The sequence below is a fragment of the Tolypothrix sp. VBCCA 56010 genome (genome assembly GCF_050875635.1).
GTDB lineage: Bacteria > Cyanobacteriota > Cyanobacteriia > Cyanobacteriales > Nostocaceae > Hassallia.
Genome location: NZ_JBPAOH010000169.1, coordinates 1 through 16,041, shown reverse-complemented (window position 1 = coordinate 16,041; position 16,041 = coordinate 1). Strand labels below are relative to the sequence as shown.

General features: G+C 43.5%; 17 protein-coding genes and 5 pseudogenes. 9 read left to right on the top strand and 13 right to left on the bottom strand.

The window, feature by feature from the left end:
* Positions 1–102 precede the first annotated feature (102 nt).
* Together AABK37_RS35090 and AABK37_RS35085 are read right to left on the bottom strand one after the other, a co-directional pair.
* Positions 103–354 (bottom strand): annotated as a pseudogene (locus tag AABK37_RS35090) (transposase domain-containing protein); the annotation flags it as partial.
* A gap of 55 nt (positions 355–409) precedes the next feature.
* The gene (locus AABK37_RS35085) at positions 410–631 is read right to left on the bottom strand and encodes a helix-turn-helix domain-containing protein (RefSeq protein ID WP_432556078.1); all 222 of its coding nucleotides are present in this window, start codon (positions 629–631) and stop codon (positions 410–412) included.
* Between AABK37_RS35085 and AABK37_RS35080 the strand changes: the two genes are divergently transcribed.
* From AABK37_RS35080 to AABK37_RS35070, 3 genes and pseudogenes are all read left to right on the top strand, one after another.
* Positions 556–729 carry a hypothetical protein gene (locus AABK37_RS35080; protein ID WP_432556081.1) on the top strand — a complete coding sequence of 58 codons (174 nt, stop codon included), beginning with the start codon at positions 556–558 and terminating at the stop codon, positions 727–729. The two genes, AABK37_RS35085 and AABK37_RS35080, sit on opposite strands and share 76 nt — an antisense overlap.
* A gap of 266 nt (positions 730–995) precedes the next feature.
* Positions 996–2,222: pseudogene (locus AABK37_RS35075) on the top strand (IS630 family transposase).
* Positions 2,183–2,269: pseudogene (locus AABK37_RS35070) on the top strand (transposase); the annotation flags it as partial. The pseudogenes AABK37_RS35075 and AABK37_RS35070, both read left to right, overlap by 40 nt.
* A 510-nt stretch (positions 2,270–2,779) precedes the next feature.
* On the opposite strand, the gene AABK37_RS35065 reads toward AABK37_RS35070, so the two are convergent.
* Both AABK37_RS35065 and AABK37_RS35060 read right to left on the bottom strand, forming a co-directional pair.
* Entirely contained in the window at positions 2,780–2,950 is a 171-nt protein-coding gene (locus AABK37_RS35065; protein WP_432556077.1) for a transposase family protein, read from the bottom strand.
* A gap of 888 nt (positions 2,951–3,838) precedes the next feature.
* Positions 3,839–4,081: an amidase family protein gene (locus AABK37_RS35060; RefSeq protein ID WP_432556080.1), complete on the bottom strand. Its 243-nt coding sequence runs from the start codon at positions 4,079–4,081 to the stop codon at positions 3,839–3,841.
* On the opposite strand from AABK37_RS35060, the gene AABK37_RS35055 reads away from it, so the two are divergent.
* On the top strand, positions 3,988–4,185 hold the full coding sequence (locus tag AABK37_RS35055; protein WP_432556076.1) for a hypothetical protein: 198 nt from the start codon (positions 3,988–3,990) through the stop codon (positions 4,183–4,185). The genes AABK37_RS35060 and AABK37_RS35055 overlap by 94 nt on opposite strands.
* A gap of 63 nt (positions 4,186–4,248) precedes the next feature.
* Here the strand turns inward: AABK37_RS35055 and AABK37_RS35050 are convergent, their stop codons facing one another.
* Together AABK37_RS35050 and AABK37_RS35045 are read right to left on the bottom strand one after the other, a co-directional pair.
* Positions 4,249–4,641, bottom strand: a complete 393-nt coding sequence (locus AABK37_RS35050) for a hypothetical protein (protein WP_432556075.1) — start codon at positions 4,639–4,641, stop codon at positions 4,249–4,251.
* Entirely contained in the window at positions 4,604–4,840 is a 237-nt protein-coding gene (locus AABK37_RS35045; RefSeq protein ID WP_432556074.1) for a hypothetical protein, read from the bottom strand. Before AABK37_RS35045 ends, AABK37_RS35050 begins: the two co-directional genes overlap by 38 nt.
* 963 nt (positions 4,841–5,803) lie before the next feature.
* Here AABK37_RS35045 and AABK37_RS35040 point away from each other — a divergent pair.
* Together AABK37_RS35040 and AABK37_RS35035 are read left to right on the top strand one after the other, a co-directional pair.
* A pseudogene (locus tag AABK37_RS35040) lies at positions 5,804–6,912 on the top strand (IS630 family transposase).
* Between the two features lie 394 nt (positions 6,913–7,306).
* Positions 7,307–7,987 carry a response regulator transcription factor gene (locus AABK37_RS35035; RefSeq protein ID WP_432556073.1) on the top strand — a complete coding sequence of 227 codons (681 nt, stop codon included), beginning with the start codon at positions 7,307–7,309 and terminating at the stop codon, positions 7,985–7,987.
* On the opposite strand, the gene AABK37_RS35030 is transcribed toward AABK37_RS35035, so the two are convergent.
* Complete coding sequence (locus tag AABK37_RS35030) at positions 7,929–8,312, bottom strand: DUF6753 family protein (RefSeq protein WP_432556072.1); 384 nt, start codon at positions 8,310–8,312, stop codon at positions 7,929–7,931. The two genes, AABK37_RS35035 and AABK37_RS35030, sit on opposite strands and share 59 nt — an antisense overlap.
* An 84-nt stretch (positions 8,313–8,396) precedes the next feature.
* Entirely contained in the window at positions 8,397–8,519 is a 123-nt protein-coding gene (locus tag AABK37_RS35025; protein WP_432556079.1) for a ParA family protein, read from the bottom strand.
* A 211-nt stretch (positions 8,520–8,730) separates the two neighbouring features.
* Here AABK37_RS35025 and AABK37_RS35020 point away from each other — a divergent pair, with 211 nt between their 5' ends.
* Positions 8,731–8,898: a hypothetical protein gene (locus AABK37_RS35020; protein WP_432556071.1), complete on the top strand. Its 168-nt coding sequence runs from the start codon at positions 8,731–8,733 to the stop codon at positions 8,896–8,898.
* A gap of 184 nt (positions 8,899–9,082) precedes the next feature.
* Here the strand turns inward: AABK37_RS35020 and AABK37_RS35015 are convergent, their stop codons facing one another.
* A complete protein-coding gene (locus AABK37_RS35015; RefSeq protein WP_432556070.1) occupies positions 9,083–9,340 on the bottom strand; it encodes a hypothetical protein in 258 nt (85 codons plus the stop codon).
* Positions 9,341–9,480: 140 nt separating this feature from the next.
* On the opposite strand from AABK37_RS35015, the gene AABK37_RS35010 reads away from it, so the two are divergent.
* Both AABK37_RS35010 and AABK37_RS35005 read left to right on the top strand, forming a co-directional pair.
* A complete protein-coding gene (locus AABK37_RS35010; RefSeq protein ID WP_432556069.1) occupies positions 9,481–9,672 on the top strand; it encodes a hypothetical protein in 192 nt (63 codons plus the stop codon).
* A gap of 1,578 nt (positions 9,673–11,250) precedes the next feature.
* On the top strand, positions 11,251–11,694 hold the full coding sequence (locus AABK37_RS35005) for an SH3 domain-containing protein (protein WP_432556068.1): 444 nt from the start codon (positions 11,251–11,253) through the stop codon (positions 11,692–11,694).
* Here AABK37_RS35005 and AABK37_RS35000 read toward each other — a convergent pair.
* From AABK37_RS35000 to ltrA, 4 genes and pseudogenes are all read right to left on the bottom strand, one after another.
* A pseudogene (locus AABK37_RS35000) lies at positions 11,684–12,023 on the bottom strand (zinc ribbon domain-containing protein); the annotation flags it as partial. The gene AABK37_RS35005 and the pseudogene AABK37_RS35000 sit on opposite strands and share 11 nt — an antisense overlap.
* A 17-nt stretch (positions 12,024–12,040) precedes the next feature.
* The gene (locus AABK37_RS34995) at positions 12,041–12,934 is read right to left on the bottom strand and encodes a cytochrome P450 (protein WP_432556067.1); all 894 of its coding nucleotides are present in this window, start codon (positions 12,932–12,934) and stop codon (positions 12,041–12,043) included.
* Between the two features lie 438 nt (positions 12,935–13,372).
* Entirely contained in the window at positions 13,373–13,717 is a 345-nt protein-coding gene (locus AABK37_RS34990) for a hypothetical protein (protein ID WP_432556066.1), read from the bottom strand.
* Between the two features lie 57 nt (positions 13,718–13,774).
* Positions 13,775–15,484, bottom strand: a complete 1,710-nt coding sequence (gene ltrA / locus AABK37_RS34985; RefSeq protein ID WP_432556065.1) for a group II intron reverse transcriptase/maturase — start codon at positions 15,482–15,484, stop codon at positions 13,775–13,777.
* Between the last annotated feature and the right edge of the window lie 557 nt (positions 15,485–16,041).

Below are 16,041 nucleotides of genomic sequence, written 5' to 3'. Positions count from 1 at the left end.
CATGCGATTGGAACCAAACAGATCAACCGCATCAATTTGCCTTCGCGCAGCGTCTCCCTTTGGGAGAAGGTTGTCCGTTTTTGTCTAGGAAAAATGAAGCGGCATACGCCAATATTTGCCCACCTTCACCCATGCCTCAGAAAGACCGTCTATTAAATTCTTTAGTACATCTCGCATCGAATCTGACGACCATAGGCTCATTGCAATTATCAGACAAACCACCAAGCTCGCTGGTAACGAACGCCTTCGTTGATCATCTGTTTCTGTATTGGCGATCGCCTGCTCGATTGCCGTTGCTGGGATGGCTGTTTCTATCGCTTTGAGTACATCATTACTTTGTATCCTAGGAGACATCAAGGAAAAATCTTTGAGATGTACCACACTCTATCTCCATTCTTAGCAACAATATTTAATTTACATGACTTTCAGCCTTAACTGAACCGTATTGACTCATAGAGTCCACTAGGCCTAAACTTACTATGCGTTGTGCCAAAAGCTTTAGTGTCCAACGTGTACGTCCCTCTGGAGCAGCCGAACAAGCGGTAGCAATTAGAAATGCTTCTTGTTTACCATCTAGCTTACGAGGTTTGGGTGGATGAGGGCGATCGCTCAAAACAAACGTTGTGCCCACCAGTTACAAATTTGGCGCGAGTGCGCTTAACGGTGGAAACGTTGATGGAGAGAACTTCTGCAATTCCCGGAGTCGGTTTTTCCATCAAATGCCATTAACAGACGGGCGAGCGCGCGTGATAGTTCGCGCTTTACTTGTGCCTGATCTGATTAATGATCGCAGTTGCTCCACCTCTGCCGAATTCAAATTTATCGTATATTTTTTACCCATGATACCACCCAGAAGCCGTATGAAAGTAGCTTACCTGAAATTGGTATTACTCCGCAAAGTTGCCTTGACGGACCACTAGTAGTCCACCACAACAACTTTGCTAGGGAAAGCAGATTTTATGGTAGGCTTAATTTTAGGCTTTGAGGGTAACATGATGGCAAAAAAGTATACCGTAAAATTGACGAATGAGGAAGTAGAAAAACTGCGATCGCTAATTAAAACAGGTAAGACGAAAGCAAGAAGTATCGCCCGCGCCCACATACTTTTGATGGCAAGTGAAGGCGAGATAGACACAGCGATCGCAGAACGTCTGAGAGTACATGTCTCGACAGTAGAACGCACCCGTCTTCGGTACGCACAAGGGGGAATCGACCAAGCGCTCAATGACCGTCCGCATCCTGCCAAACCTCGGAAATTAAACGGTGAGCAGGAAGCATTTCTAGTGGCGACAGCATGTTCAGCACCACCGGATGGCAGAACAAGTTTACCAATGCAACTTTTAGCAAACCGATTAGTAACCATAGGTGTGATCGATTTGATTAGCGATGAAACGGTTCGTCGGACTTTAAAAAAAACGCTCATTAACCGTGGTTAAAACAGCAGTGGTGCATACCACTCATTTGATGCTGAGTATGTTTTACGGATGGAAAATTTATTGGATTTATATAGCCAACCCTATGACCCACTTCATCCAGTAGTTTGTTTTGATGAACGTCCATACCAACTTTTAGAAGACGTTAGGGAACCTTTACCTATTGAACCAAAACAACCAGAACGCTACGACTACGAATATCAACGGAACGGCAGTGTTAACACCTGTGCCTACTTTCAACCGTTAAGTGGGTGGCGACATATTGAGGTAACAGAGCAACGCACTAAGGCAGACTTTGCATTACAAATGAAAAATTTAGTAGACATATATTTTCCAGACGCTGAAGTAATTCGTCTAGTACTAGATAATTTAAACACACATAATCTAGCCGCTTTATATGAAGTTTTCCCCCCTCAAGAATGCCAGAGAATTGTTGAAAAATTAGAGTTGCACTACACCCCCAAACATGCTTCTTGGTGAGCCAGTGCGTTGGGCGGGTTCCCCGACTTGAAGCAACTGGCGAACCCGAAGGGCTCAATCAAGTTGAGATTGAATTATCTGTCTTGTCTCGGAGCGTGTCTGGAAAGACGAATTGGCGATCGCACAATTTTAGCGTCTGAGATTGCGGCTTGGGAGCAACAACGCAACCAGGTGAAAGCAAGTGTAAATTGGCGCTTCAAAGTTACGGATGCACGTAAGAAAATGGAACGCTTGTATCCACCTGTCTCACAAGCGCAAAGTTGCTGTGGTGGACTACTAGTTACTTTGTTGCATCAACAGGTGCAGTAAGTACCGAAGTTGTTAAACAGTATATTGAGAATCAAAAAAGTAATTAAAACTAAAATGCCTGATAAATCAGGCTGCTAGCTTTCATCCCCCGTCTAAAGCACAGATGTGTCTGACTGAGTCAGACACATCTTCGGGGGTTCTCAGCATCTATCCGATAGCAGTTTTTATCTCGGATTATACAGGTAGAATCCGGTGTGTGTGACGGTGGGGAACCCCATAATAGACCCCGTCCTTAATAATCGTGCTTTCGCGCTCTTGATGCCTTATTCATGAAGGCTTTGTGCATCGAGGAATAAATCTTTTTTTTCTTTTTCATGGCGAGACCCCGTCATGCGCGGACGGGGTCATTAATGGTGCTTTTACGTCTAGTAAGTCTAATAGTGCCGGAATCGCCGTGATTTCATTGCATTTATCTGTCACCTTAACTTGCCCCAGAACAAGGCGATGCTCACTTGCCCATGCGCTGACTAGGTGTAAAGCCGATTTTCCCTGTTCTCTGTCATAAGAACCAAGGAATGGTTTTACCATCAATGGGAATTACCTGCGCTCCAATTGTTTCAACTATCGACTGTACACATCTGGAGAAAGCAACGCTCAAATACCTTGGGGTTAATTCGTTCAAATACTCGTCGAAAAGTATCTGGACAAGGGATGCCATTTGGCAGAGCTAAAAATTCGCTCCTTCCAATCAATTTTGCACAAGCCCATAGTTTTCCATATCCTCCCATCCCTTACCGAGGCGCTCACGCCGAAAATATTCCAATTATTAAAATATCTGTTAACAAATGGGCACGAGTTCTCGGTACACGCGGATCTTTTATCTCGCTAAAAAATGATTGCATCTGTTCTGTTAGCGCAGTTGCATTGGCTACCCTCAAAGCCTTTGCGCTTTTAGTTTGTACATGAGGAGATTTGAAGGAAAGATGCCATGAGACTGCCTTTGATCCTAGTTGTTGCTTTTCAAAGACAGCATACTACTTTATACTTGTCAACTCAAATTGAGACGCGCTTACCCTGCTCGCAGACCGCGATCGCGAAGCGAGAAGTGCTTTTCGCAGATCGCAATCAAAATAAAGTTTGTGTAGATTGGCGTTTTCGTACATCAGACGCAAGAGTTAAGCTGTCAAAGATTTATCCAACCTCTCAAAATTAATGGGACAGACCACTAGTTGTTTCTTGAGACTTTCAACCGCCCAATTCGGTATTACTCGTGTTCGACCTGGACTTAGACCAAATTCAAGCATCGTCTCGATTCCAGTTTCACGATAATCCCCTAACCACCGCTGTACCGTGCTTCGATGCTTCCCAAGTATTTTAGATTACGCACAGACGCTGATACCTTGATTTTTAATCATGTAAAGCGCTTGTAATCGAACTTTTACGTCGTGCATTATTCTGTTGACGTACCAACGCCTCGAGTTCTTCGACACTTTCAAAGGATTCGGATTATTGAAGAGTCTCAATCTCCCCATAAAGACTAGAATTGTCCACAGATAGGCAAGAATTATCAAACAGTTTCTTGCCCCTAGCAATTTGTAGTTAGTAGTCTGGTGGTCGTCGAAATTCGCCAGTCACTTGCGATATAGCTTTGGCGAACGCCAATAAGCGGGATTCTCTCAGCGTTTCCCGACTAGCTGTATCCCAATGGGTAAGCCATTGCTATCCAACTGATACGGTAGCACGACGGCTGGATGTCCTGTGTAGTTAAACAACGTGCAATGGTCACTGACCCTCCAATACTCTACCGTCTGACCATTTACTTGCAATGGCGAGCTTGCTTCACAGTGCCCAAACGCAGTCACCATCAATGCAGGGCACAGGATCGCATCCCATTGATCAAAAAACTGTTCCCTGGCGATCGTGGATTGATCCCGACGATGCAGTGCTTCCAGGTATTGAGCAAGAGTGGTTGGTTGTTCCTGTTCTTCTGGCTGGAATGCTCCAACTCATATCTTGCACCTGAAAATTTGAATGTCTATTCCAGAACTAAGTAAAAGGGGACGTATTCGTTCAAGGTAAAGTAAAATTAAGAACACAAGTAATTGTGGTCAGATAGCTTGAAATGCAATTTGTGCAGCTTGTCCCCAGTCAGGTAAATCAGCAGATTGAGTTGATAAATATGCTCTTGGGTGCCAAAATGTAAGCACTTCCCCGACAACACCAACCAACGATAAACTCCAAGTAGAGTACCCTGACCGAAACGATGTAGTCCAAAGCGATGCTTTGCGGTTTTAAACCACCCCACAAGAAAGCCATCTGCGGCGACCCCACCAAGTAATAGTGCTACCTTTGAGGGGCTTAGTAACCCGGCGTTGCGGGTAATGAATGACAGACTGATTATAGAGTGCGATCGCCAATCAGCATCCACTTGCAACGCCGGGTTAGTAGATAGAACAAACCGTTTTTCGCTCTTTGCCATCGCGTCTTAGTTGCCACCAAGAAATAGAGACAGGAAACTTCAAGCCCACCAGTCGGACTTGCTGTCCACGTTTGTATAAATCTGATACGCTTTGTCCATCAATTAACTGGCGGTCACAACTGAGTCCGGCAATAGCATGGTACTTGAGCTTACGTATACCATCTAAAAAATCAACCGTTCCAAATGCAGTATCGACCAAAATCATGACCTGAAAATGTTTAGTCAGGGCTTTGGGTAACCCAATGACTGCGTTTTAATCCGGCGTTGTGCTGGGGAGGGAGTGTCTTTGCCCCTCCAAACACGAAAACACGCCTGGTATGCGCCATCGTCCCACAACTAAATACAGCATTACCAGATGTAACCCACGTTTACCGTTATAAACCGATCTTAAATGCTCACTCATGCTTGAATTTACCACGTTTTTCCAGGGTGGTCAGGTCGATTATCACTTATAACATCGGTCTGCGTCCAATGGGTGTCTCAGATAAAATTTGCTTAAGTACATAGTTGCGAGTGGTACGAATCAGTTGGCGTGTTGGCCACAGATGAATGTTTAAAAACCGGCTTAAGGCACTGGCAGACTTCGCTTTACTGTGTTGAGGTAGGGGATGCCCTTGAGCCTCTAAAAATAATCCCAGCAGGGCTTCGGTGATTTTCTCGCTGATAGGCAGAATTAATCAACGACACGCAAGTTATAGACTAGTTTCTGGGCGTGGGCAAGAATTGAAACCATTTTTCTTGCTTTTTTATATGCTTTACACGCCCCTTTCTCTCATGTTTTGGACAATTGCACAAATTCAGCCACTCACCATTTGGAGCATCACTCCCAGATAAAACGTACCGTCCCATTTCTCGGCTGATTACGTAATCTCACTCTGCAAGCTAGTTATCTAATTTGCTGTTTATTACGCAAGCCCTTTGATACTTTTAATGTCACTCTTTTACCCTCTTTATTTGCCTATTCGTGGTTTATCCCGATAGGTGCAAGATCTGAGTATTAGTAATTTGCCAGAACCCAGCATAAATTCCCTTCACATGGGTCTAATACCAATTCTCTATAAAGATGAGCTTACTCCCTTCCCGCTAGAAGATTACCTATAATGTAGGAAAAAGTATTACATGAGTGCGGACTTTCTTAGCATCGTGGGTAAATCTATGAGAAATAGAACGTTCAGACTATGCGATCGCTCCTCTTGACCTGGATCTGTGGCAGAAATTATACTACAAGCATCAAAAAGATTATGTGCGAACTCGATTAATAGCGATTAAATATCTGTACGAAGGCAAAAATAGAAAAGAGGTTTCAAAATTAGTAGGTTGTAGTTATAAAACTTTATCAGAGTGGATAGATAAGTACTTGTCAGATGATTTGAATGAATTAGTTAAACCAATAACTCATCAGTTAGCATCAAGATTGAACAGAGAACAATGTCAAGAATTAAAAAGAATGTTGCTAGGACAGAAGCCAGTTGACTATGGTATAGATAGAAGTATTTGGACAGGTAAAATTATTAGCAGTGTAATTGAATCTCGATGGCTCCTTCGCAACTGAAAACAAGTAGAATATATGAAATATTGGATGAGTTAAAGTTGTCACATCAAAAAGCACATCGGGATTATGAGAACGCAGATAAAGAACAACAATCATGATTTGTCTCAACTTGAAAAAAAACTACAATCCCAGCAATCAAAAGAAAAAATAGTATTCTTTGATGAGTTTGCAGTATACGATCGCCCAAGCATCTTTTATGGATGGGCTGAAAAAAATACACGTCCAACTGTACCAAGTAATGAAAGAAAACGCCGGAATAAATTGAATGGAATGCTAGCTATAGATGCGGTGACAGGTGAAGAATATTTTCAATTAAAAGAAAAATCGCGCATCTGAAGATGTTTCAAATTACTTTGCTGACCTCGAAGAGTGATTGTGTTCAGCAAGGATTTAATAAACTGAGTGTCATCTTGGATAATAACTCTACCCCTAAGAAGAAAATGCAAATGTTATTAGACTCACATCTATCGGATTTGGGTATTCAAGATAAAATTGTAGTAGAGTTTATGTATACTCCTCCCTACTCACCAAATTTTAATTTAGCAGAATATTTGATTCATCTTTTAAGGCTTGAACTCCTACATCACCTGTCTTTTAATGTCACTATTCAACAAGTACGAGAGAAAATAGAAAACTATTTTCAATTATCCCAACTTCAGACAGCAGAACAGATTAAAAGCACTATTCAACATATTTGCTCTCTAGTTCAGGAACCTTAAAACCATCGCTTTTGTACTTCGCGATCGCTATGAATGAAACATATACAAATACCCTCTAATTTGTCAGAATTGAAAGACCCAGATACCCGACAAATCTTACGAAGTCGGGGAGCTTGTTTATCACAAATAATTGAGGACTGTTAGAGCTGTTTATCATCAGTTGGTTCACAATATATATAGCCTCTAAATCCCTAGTTTATTAGTCATAGATTGAGTATAAAAAAACTCGTTTTCTCTAAGGAGTGAAAACACCGATCTGATCGTTGAGTCGAGTCAAAGAACTTGAGTTTTCAGGATTTTTGTATTGGTGCTCTTTTCTTTACTGTAGTATTTATATTACATATTTAGTAATGGTGCAGACTGCTACTACTGTAAAAACAGCGCAAGAGTTGAGGTGGGAGAAAGATTTGTTGAGGCAGTTATCGCTGCGTACAATAACGAATCACTGATTGATCCGACTATAAATCGCATTCTAATTGAAAGCTTCAGGTCAAAAGACACACTGGAGAAAGATTCGCTCAATTTATTAAATAAATTCTCTGTTAAAGAAATAACAATTTTGAAACTGACCGCCTCAGGCATGAAAAACGATGATATCGCCAACATGATGTATGTATCCGAAGGGACGGTAAGGTCATATATGCATAGTTTATATACCAAACTTGAGGTTAAGGATAGATTAAATGCTGTCCGCAAAGGAATTCAACTCGGAATCCTGACCTTCACAGACATGAAAATTGAACAAGAAATTACTGAAGAAACACACAAAAAGGTCAAAACCAACCGAAACAGCAAAGAGATTAAGCTCATCCCACCCCAGCCACGGAGTGGGATGAGAGCGGGCATGGGGAATGGGGCATGGGGCATGGGAAAGAATGCCAATGCCCAATGCGATAGGGCCCCAAGTCGGCGGGCGACGGTTCATCCCACCCCAGCCACGGAGTGGGCTTTCCCGTCGGCTTTCTGTAAGACAAAAGCAAGTAATGAAGGATACAAGGGTTGGGCGGCTGAGGAAGTTACTCAACCGCAATTATACAGCCGCCTGCATACTTATTCTGTTGGCGGCAAGTTTTAACGATCGCAGCATTTTTGACATAAATACTACGTGCTAATTTACCTTCATCTGATTTAGCCCAATCTAAAAGCTTCCGATCTTCAGGTTGTAAGGCAGTAGGCACAGAAGCAGCAGGCACAGAAGTACTCTCAGCAACGGTCTTGTATGTAAAAACACCAATCGCAGTCCCCAAAGCTAGTACAAAACCCAGTACCCCTCCTACTTGTGCCAATCGCCAATTACTTACACCCAATTGTGCTAGTTGTGGCAAACTCCCACCACCATCCAGCTTGGAAGTTTTAACCAGCTCCTTTGCCGCCTCTGCGATCGCACCTGCTAGTTGCATTTCACTTGCTTTTGAGGTTAATGTCAGCGGGGACAAGCAAAAATACCGTGAATTAGTTCGGGCATTACGGGCAATGGTTTGCCTTCAACAATAGAGAAAGTGGATGCTTGTCTCTAGTTCGTCGGGTTCGAGTCCTATAAAAGTTGTCAAGCTAGCCTGCAGGTCAATATCCACCAGCAAAACGCGGTTCTTCTTTTTTTGTGCCAGGTGGTAGCCAAGGTTTTGAGTCAGTGTAGTTTTGGCAACGCCGCCAATGCAGGTTAAATAACGCTGCGGATGCGGGTTTGGCTCACAGTTTTTGAAGTGAAGTTAATGCAATAATTAAGCGGTTATTTTATCTCCAGAGGTGACTTTATACAACTTACTTAGTGACAATAATTTCAAGGGGAGCATTCAACCTATTAGTACTACTATAGCTATGGCAGCAAGTTATCGCCGATTTTTGGTATATGCGATCGCACTTCTTACGGGCGAAGAGCGCCATCGCACCCAACAACAACAAAAAACCCCGGCGTTAAATACCGAGGTGATGTTTGAGAAGTCCAAATGTCAATTAGATACCGATACCAAAATCAAAAAACTTTAACTAACACTCAAGCCAACCAAAACTAGAGTAGGGACAATTAAAGTGGCAAAAACACCTTGTACGCAGAAAGTGCGGGGCGGGAGTGGATTGAGAAAGGGAGTTGAGGGCGATCGCTCTTAATCTAAGTTTACCTGCGATCGCACTAGACATCTCAAAAATTTTGCAACACCGTTCCAAGAATTACTTACCCAAACAAGCTGCCGAAATATTTTTGGCAGCGCTTAACAATGCGATCGCTTAGTACACAAGGCAAGACTATTGCACGCGTGACAGAACTTGGTAAAACTGATTGGTATGTTCTTGCATACTTTTCTCTTGCCCAAGGATAGCTAAGGCGATATTGCTCTTCTAAATTATCCAAATCCTCAATTGCTCTTCTTTCCACTTCTTGCCAAGGAATTAATGGCTCACCCGAATGATGATTTTCTACTAATTCAAACATTGTTTCCAAGTTGGCTATCCAGATGTAGTATCGAATGATTTTCTCATTAGGTTTTAAAAGGTTTTTAGCGGCTTCCCATAGTTTATAGGTTATTTCAATAACTCGTTTTGTCTCTCAATTGGGTACGAAGTGCGAAAGGAATGGTCGTCGGGGACAATAGCTGTCGGATTTACTTCGATTCGACAACATCTTCTGGACAGTTAGTCTTCGGTTATAAAGCAATTTTCCGCGACTGGAAAAGTTTATCTCTGCTTCACGCAGAAGATGAGCCGAAGGGAGAGACTCTAACTACCTACTTGCACGACCCCCGAAGTGCTTTTCCGTCTCGATAAAAGTAAGGAACAACTTGCCGGAGAACCACTTGCGTTGCTTAACGGTGAGCTACTGCGAGCCAAACTACCAAAAAATTCCTATTTTCACCAGTCAATGGTGGGAGGAGATTCTTATTCGATAGTCCACACCAATCAGATAAATTTGCACTCTTGTTGTGAAATCCGCCCAAAAGTGCGATCGTTCTTTTGGGCGGGGCACCCAAGCCCATCGCACCCTCAGTTTCTTTAAAAATAATCTTCAACTGGGGGTATAAACTGCATCGTTATTCCTCATCACTACCATAGGACACGCAAGGACTTTCAACATATGAGTGTTGGTTGGAATGAATTGCAGAAAATTACAGTAGCGCAGTCAACAAGAAGGGTGTGGGGTTGCATGGTTAGGGTTGCAGGTCTCGTTGACGGCATTGGTCGGGGCGTGTGATTAAGCGACCATTTGCTACGTCCGCGCAGTACGGGGCGTATGTTTCCCACTGGTCGTTGGGGCTATCACGAATGTGCAACCCCACACCCTTGGGAAAAACCTGTCCACGCCCAATCGCAGGCTTCTCCTTCAAAGACGCTTCGCGCTCCCCCAAATGGCGCACAATAATCCACAATTAGCACCCAAAATCTTGGGTATTGGAGCGCCAAATGGTTAGAGCGGATCGCGGCTTAAATTGTTGACGGGCGCCTCTGCCTGCGATTGGGCGTGGATAACTTTATGAAAGCCCCACAATGCCACATCCTCCACTTGGGGAAACCCCAAGACCGGAGTGGCTCCCCCACACCCCGCCCCAACGGGGCTTGGTCAATCCCAGCTTCCTTTTTGATGAGTGCATTGCACAACGCTTTCTACCAAGACATGAAAAGCACAATCGTTACAGATAGTCTTATGTGACGATGACTGGCAATATTCTTCACCCAACTTCAGTTTCTCCATCATCTTGCACTGTTTTTATCGCTGCTAAGAGGCGATAAAGAGACTCAAAGGATATAATACCCAACCGCCCCAAGGTCTTCAAACACATCATCAAACTGCGGATGAGAGGCGTGGAAACAATTTTCCTAGCCGCTCATTGATTCGCTCTAGTTCTTGCTTAATTGCTAACAGTTTCTCGCTATCGTCCATGCTGTAACTTTATTTTGGTGCGTTCGTCTACGACGGGCGCTCCCGCGCCATCGCCCAAGCGTGCGTTTTTTTTGCAAGGTTTAATTCATAGGGTTAAAAGCGATCGCTTTTTAATTGCTTGAAATAGCCATTGTTCGTAAAAATATGTCCGTAATTTAAAAACCCGTGTAGGCTTTACGCCAAAGAACGCAAAACGCTGGTTTGATGTCGATAAAGATGGTATTTATTGCGAAGTTCGTTAATTAACAGCATTAATACGTCCATTTTTGTGGTTCTTCAGCTTGATTCACACGAAAACGCGCTACTATTTATGATATGCGATCGCCCGATTGCGGCTGCAAAGCAGCATCGAAAAGGACGCGAAGCGTAGCGGCTCCAAGGCTAGCATCACACTTCCAATACGCATCGCCCTTAAAAAAATGCGTTCGCAACACCCGAAACTTTTCTATCCAAAGTTAACAGTTTGGATGATCGTTGCAACAACAACACTGTTGATTGAGTTGTGGTTTTTGTTGCCTGTTGTTGCTGTATCAGCTATTCTTTCTGCTAAAGATTCCGGTAGTCGGATTAACGTTCGCTCTGCTCCGACGACTGAATCATCTTCACCCCACTATGGTCTTTCTGGTGATATCGAAGTTTTGCGACAGACGAAAGCGAAGGATGGTTATACCTGGTACTACGTAAAGTTTTATCAATCGGGGGCTGAAGGTTGGGTACGCGCAGACCTTATCCGTATTTCATCTAACAATTCCAAAGCGAAAATTGCAGATGGTAACTATGGAATCGGACTAACGGATCTTGGTCTGCAAGTAAAGGGAAATCGATATCAGTATTACGACGAGGTTGGAAATGGATCTTGGATGCCTATCTCTAAATTACAGTATGATGAACTACCCAGACCTACTTGGTAGAGGTCTGGGTTTCTGCACCCAAACCAGTAGATCCAGATTTCTGACGCTTCTTCGCCCCTAGTTGCTTCATGGTTCCAGCTTTTTTGCTGGTGCGTGAAGTAGAGCTAGGCGACGAGTGCGTCTACGAGGCTTGTTCCAAACCCCGGCAGAGTACCTTTAGCCCAATAAAGCATTACCTCGGCAGCCGCAATGTCCCTATCTTGAACATACCCACAAACACCACACTCGTGAGTTCTAATATCGAGTGTTTTCTTGTGCTGGTGTCCACACTTGGGGCAGGTTTGACTGGGTTTTACTTGATGTGTTGGGACTTCTACAAACACACCATCGCTTCGTGTCAGCTTCTCTAACATTGCCCCTTCTTGCTGAACTTAATCCGAAAACCTTCACGGGGCATGATTGTACCAGAAAAATATTCTGTATCAAAGGTAGTACCAGGCTCAAGTTCCAGTAAGTATTGCAAAAGTATATTAATTAACAGAACTTTCGTACAGAGTAAAGTAAACGCCATACCAATGCACTGCCGGGGGCCAGCACCAAAGGGGAAATAGTGGAAAGGAGGGGGTACATTTGTAAAGCGTTCCGGCACAAAGGCATCGGGGTTCTGCCAATGTTTAGGATTACGGTGGAAAGACCAGCTACTGATAAAAATTTGGGTTTTCTCAGGAATTCTGTAGCCTCCTAGGGTTAGCGATCGTCCTGGAAAAACTTCCCGAATAAACAAAGGCACAGCAGGATACAACCTCAACGCTTCTTTAACTACCAGATCAAGATAGTTGAGTAGGTTGACATCTGCTAGGTGAAATTCGCTGCTGTGTTCTACCAGAAATCTGGTGATTTCTGATTGCAGCTTTTGCATTGCTTCCGGATTTTTGGCACATAAAAACAAGACCGCAGCTACTGCCTCTGCCACATTTCTTGTGCCTGCGGTGAAGGTTGTGGACAACTCACCCCGCAATTGTGTTGTTGATAGCTCAGTGCCCTGAATTACAAAAGACAACAGATCAATTCCCCTGTGATTAGGCTGCTGTTGACGTTGATGAATTTGCTCCTCAATGAAGTTATTCCACTTCTGGCGCTGCAACCAAAACTTTGGGTTTAGAGATAGAGGATAGGGTAAAAATGCTTGTCCCCCCCGATTATTCATTTCCTGCATCAACATCGTGAAGGCATCGAAATAGCTGCTATCCATTGCTGATCCCAGGACTGTGAGACCAAAGATACGAAAAGACAATTTCACCAGTTCGCCAAAGAACTCCACCGATTTAGGTGTCGAGCTAGGCTGTAAGGTTTGTAGATAACTGTTGGTTGTTTCTCGAATAAGTAGGTAGGCAAGAAAATTTATAACTATGTAACGAAAACTTAACCATAGGCAGTAAAGTTAAATTTTACACGTAGGGTACTATAGTTTCCTTTTTCTCCCCTAGCTGTAACGCCATCAATGACCGCATAAGCACTCGTTGAACTCATCATCAAATATTTGCCCAGATAGCTCATCCTTTTTAAGGTGTTGCCATTCCAATTCAATTGGGTTCAATGAGCGAGCAGTATTTTGGCAAAAAGAAAATGTACAAACCCATGTATTCCCACTTTTTCCATAACTGCTGAACTTCCTTGCATCTATGTATCGGATCGTTGTCTTGTACTATTACTCTGACCCGTCCAGCATGAGTGGGCTTCAAGGGCTTCTTGCTCCATCATCTGGATGTAAGATTTGCGATTGACACCGCCAATTACAAGACCATAAACAAAACTGATTAAAGGTTGAAGAAACGCTGCGGATGCTTAATCTACGACCACGACGTTTTTTTTGCTCTAAGCGTTTTTGTTCACCCTTAAAGTAATAGGTATAACCAGGTTCGCTCCATACACAAAACCCTGATTCATCCAAATATTTTAGGTCTATTTCTCTGGCAGCAGCAGATAATTCCAACATATCTAGGACTGAAGAGCTTGTTTGCTCGTGCAATTGGGTCTTGCTTCCCTTTGTGGCTTTTCCTTGCTCGGTCGGGTAAGGGAGCATACGTCGCCGCATCTCCCTCCCCTAAGAACCGGACGTGACTGTTACCAATCATCCGGCTCAAGCCTCAGCTTTCTCAGAACGGTTGCCGCTATGTACGGCGAGATGGCACGTTTTGTGGAGGTGGACGCAGTTATTTATCTCGTCTGTACCTCCATCTTTTACCTTGACAATGTGATGCGTATCCAGTTCTTCTCCATTAAACAAATGTTCACCGCAGCCTGGGCAAATCCAGTTTTGTTTCTCGGCTATTTTGTAAAGTTTAGAATCTTTAATCCAACGGGTTTTTCCGTACCGAGTGGCTCTGTCTTGCCAGTATTTACGCAGTGTGGGGTCATCTGGTGACGCTTTGTCTTTAATTTTGACATGGCGTTCAATTGGTATTTTGGACAGTTTGGTAATATAAACCGTTTTCGGTTTACCTCTTCTGTCTTGGGTTTTAGCAAAGAATTTCCAACCATTCTTTAGGTCAAAATATTTCTTGACTACCCATTTCTTTCTTTTGTTTTTATGTCTCTTTAGCGCCCATTTATAGAGCGCCTTCCATACTTGATGGTCGAAGTATGAAAAGACTTCCTTACTGACCCCAAATCTGTAGTAGTTGCCCCATCCTCGGATGATTGGGTTTAGTTTGGCTATTACGACCTCAGGAGATACATGAAGATTGTTCTTGAGCCATTCTCTAATTTCTTTGAGTTTGGTTAGAACTTTTTCTTTTTGGGGCTTTGTTAGACATTTACCTTTATATTGTCTGATGTTAAATCCGAGAAAATTGAAACCATCATCAACATTAACAATCCTGGTTTTGTCTTGGTTAAGCTCCAATCCCCTGTTTTTTAACCATCCTTCGATGTAGGGTTTAATGTAGTCGATATCCTCTTGCGTTAAGGCGGTAACGACGAAATCGTCAGCGTAGCGGACGAAGCCGTATTTCCCCCGTGTCTGTGTTGCAATATTTCCATTGGCGTAGCGGTATCTTATCTTAACTATGAATTGAGACAAGAATTCCTCTAAACCGTGCAGGGCGATATTTGCTAACAGCGGGCTAAGTACGCCGCCTTGGGGTGTGCCGCTTGGAGTATCATGGATACGACCCATTTCTACATATCCTGCTTTTAGCCACTGTTTGATTAGCTCTCTACCTGGTACAGCACCGATTGTTTTGAGCAAGTAATCGTGACTGATGTTATCAAAAGCCCCTTTAATGTCAGCATCAAGTATACATTTGTCGTTACCAGTACCAAGTCTGTTAAAGACTTGTTCTATGGCATCGTGAGTACTTCTGCCTGGTCTAAACCCGTAGGAGTTAGCTTCAAAGCGGCTTTCCCAACTGGGTTCTAGGGCGTTTTTGATAATTGCCTGTGCGACTCGGTTTTGGATAGTAGGAATTCCTAATGGTCTAAACTTTGCGTTTGACTTGGGAATGTATACCCTTTTCGTTGGATGTACTTTCCATAGGGAGTATTCCTGCATCTGATGTATAAGTTTTACTCTTTCTACGGCTGTTAGTACGACTTGACCATCAATGCCAGCCGTCTTTTTTCCCGCATTTTCTTGAGTAACTCTTCGCACAGACAACAGCAGGTTGGAGAAGCTACGTAACATCAGCTTCATAAGGCTACGCACCTTATTCAATTGACCGTTCTGGGTTGCCCGGTAAATCCTTTGTCTAAGGTTCCTGACCCGCTTCTTGACCGTCTTCCAGTTTATCGAAGAATAATCTTGAAACTGTCCGTTGATTCCGATTCCTTTGCAGGCTCTATCTTTCATCTTTCGTTCGGAACATTTACGCAGTGTTACCGTTTGAGACCTGCGGGAAGTCTGCTACCTTTCGGTATAGGACATTAGCCCTTATCCTCTGCATTACCAGAGGCATTTGCTTTATCCCGCCTCCTTTACCCCCTTAATAATTCCGTCTTCCTTGCGGTTGACCTACTTGTGGTTCCGACCGACCCACAAGAATTAGTGGGGCTTACCATGTTTCGTGCATATGACCTTCGGTTGGATGGGTTCCGTCACTATCTCGGTAGGTACTTCGTCCCTTGCGTTTCAAATCTGGAAAACGGTTTGAAACCGACCTACTTACCCTTTTGGTTAGAGTGTGGTCAGTCCGTATTTAGCAGTATGCTACTTTCACTCTTCGGTCAATGACGAGACTTATAACGGTTCACTTATCGTTAACCCGTTCCAACCTTCCCCTCGACTCTGGTCAGGGCGGACTCCCTTTAGCTTAAAACAAAAGAAGCCTCACGTCTCACCCTGTACTCAGGGGAGCGTGAGATGAATTTTGGGCAATGACGAATTGACCAACGAACGATATTGAACGC

Excerpts from the sequence above, each read along its gene's own strand:
- AABK37_RS35080 (WP_432556081.1), top strand. The coding sequence starts at position 556 with ATGCTTCTTGTTTACCATCTAGCTTACGAGGTTTGGGTGGATGAGGGC.
- AABK37_RS35065 (WP_432556077.1), bottom strand. The coding sequence starts at position 2,950 with ATGGGAGGATATGGAAAACTATGGGCTTGTGCAAAATTGATTGGAAGG.
- AABK37_RS35055 (WP_432556076.1), top strand. The coding sequence starts at position 3,988 with ATGGCGAGCTTGCTTCACAGTGCCCAAACGCAGTCACCATCAATGCAG.
- AABK37_RS35050 (WP_432556075.1), bottom strand. The coding sequence starts at position 4,641 with ATGGCAAAGAGCGAAAAACGGTTTGTTCTATCTACTAACCCGGCGTTG.
- AABK37_RS35030 (WP_432556072.1), bottom strand. The coding sequence starts at position 8,312 with ATGCAACTAGCAGGTGCGATCGCAGAGGCGGCAAAGGAGCTGGTTAAA.
- AABK37_RS35020 (WP_432556071.1), top strand. The coding sequence starts at position 8,731 with ATGGCAGCAAGTTATCGCCGATTTTTGGTATATGCGATCGCACTTCTT.
- AABK37_RS35015 (WP_432556070.1), bottom strand. The coding sequence starts at position 9,340 with ATGTTTGAATTAGTAGAAAATCATCATTCGGGTGAGCCATTAATTCCT.
- AABK37_RS35010 (WP_432556069.1), top strand. The coding sequence starts at position 9,481 with ATGGTCGTCGGGGACAATAGCTGTCGGATTTACTTCGATTCGACAACA.
- AABK37_RS35005 (WP_432556068.1), top strand. The coding sequence starts at position 11,251 with ATGATCGTTGCAACAACAACACTGTTGATTGAGTTGTGGTTTTTGTTG.
- AABK37_RS34990 (WP_432556066.1), bottom strand. The coding sequence starts at position 13,717 with ATGCTCCCTTACCCGACCGAGCAAGGAAAAGCCACAAAGGGAAGCAAG.
- ltrA (WP_432556065.1), bottom strand. The coding sequence starts at position 15,484 with ATGAAAGATAGAGCCTGCAAAGGAATCGGAATCAACGGACAGTTTCAA.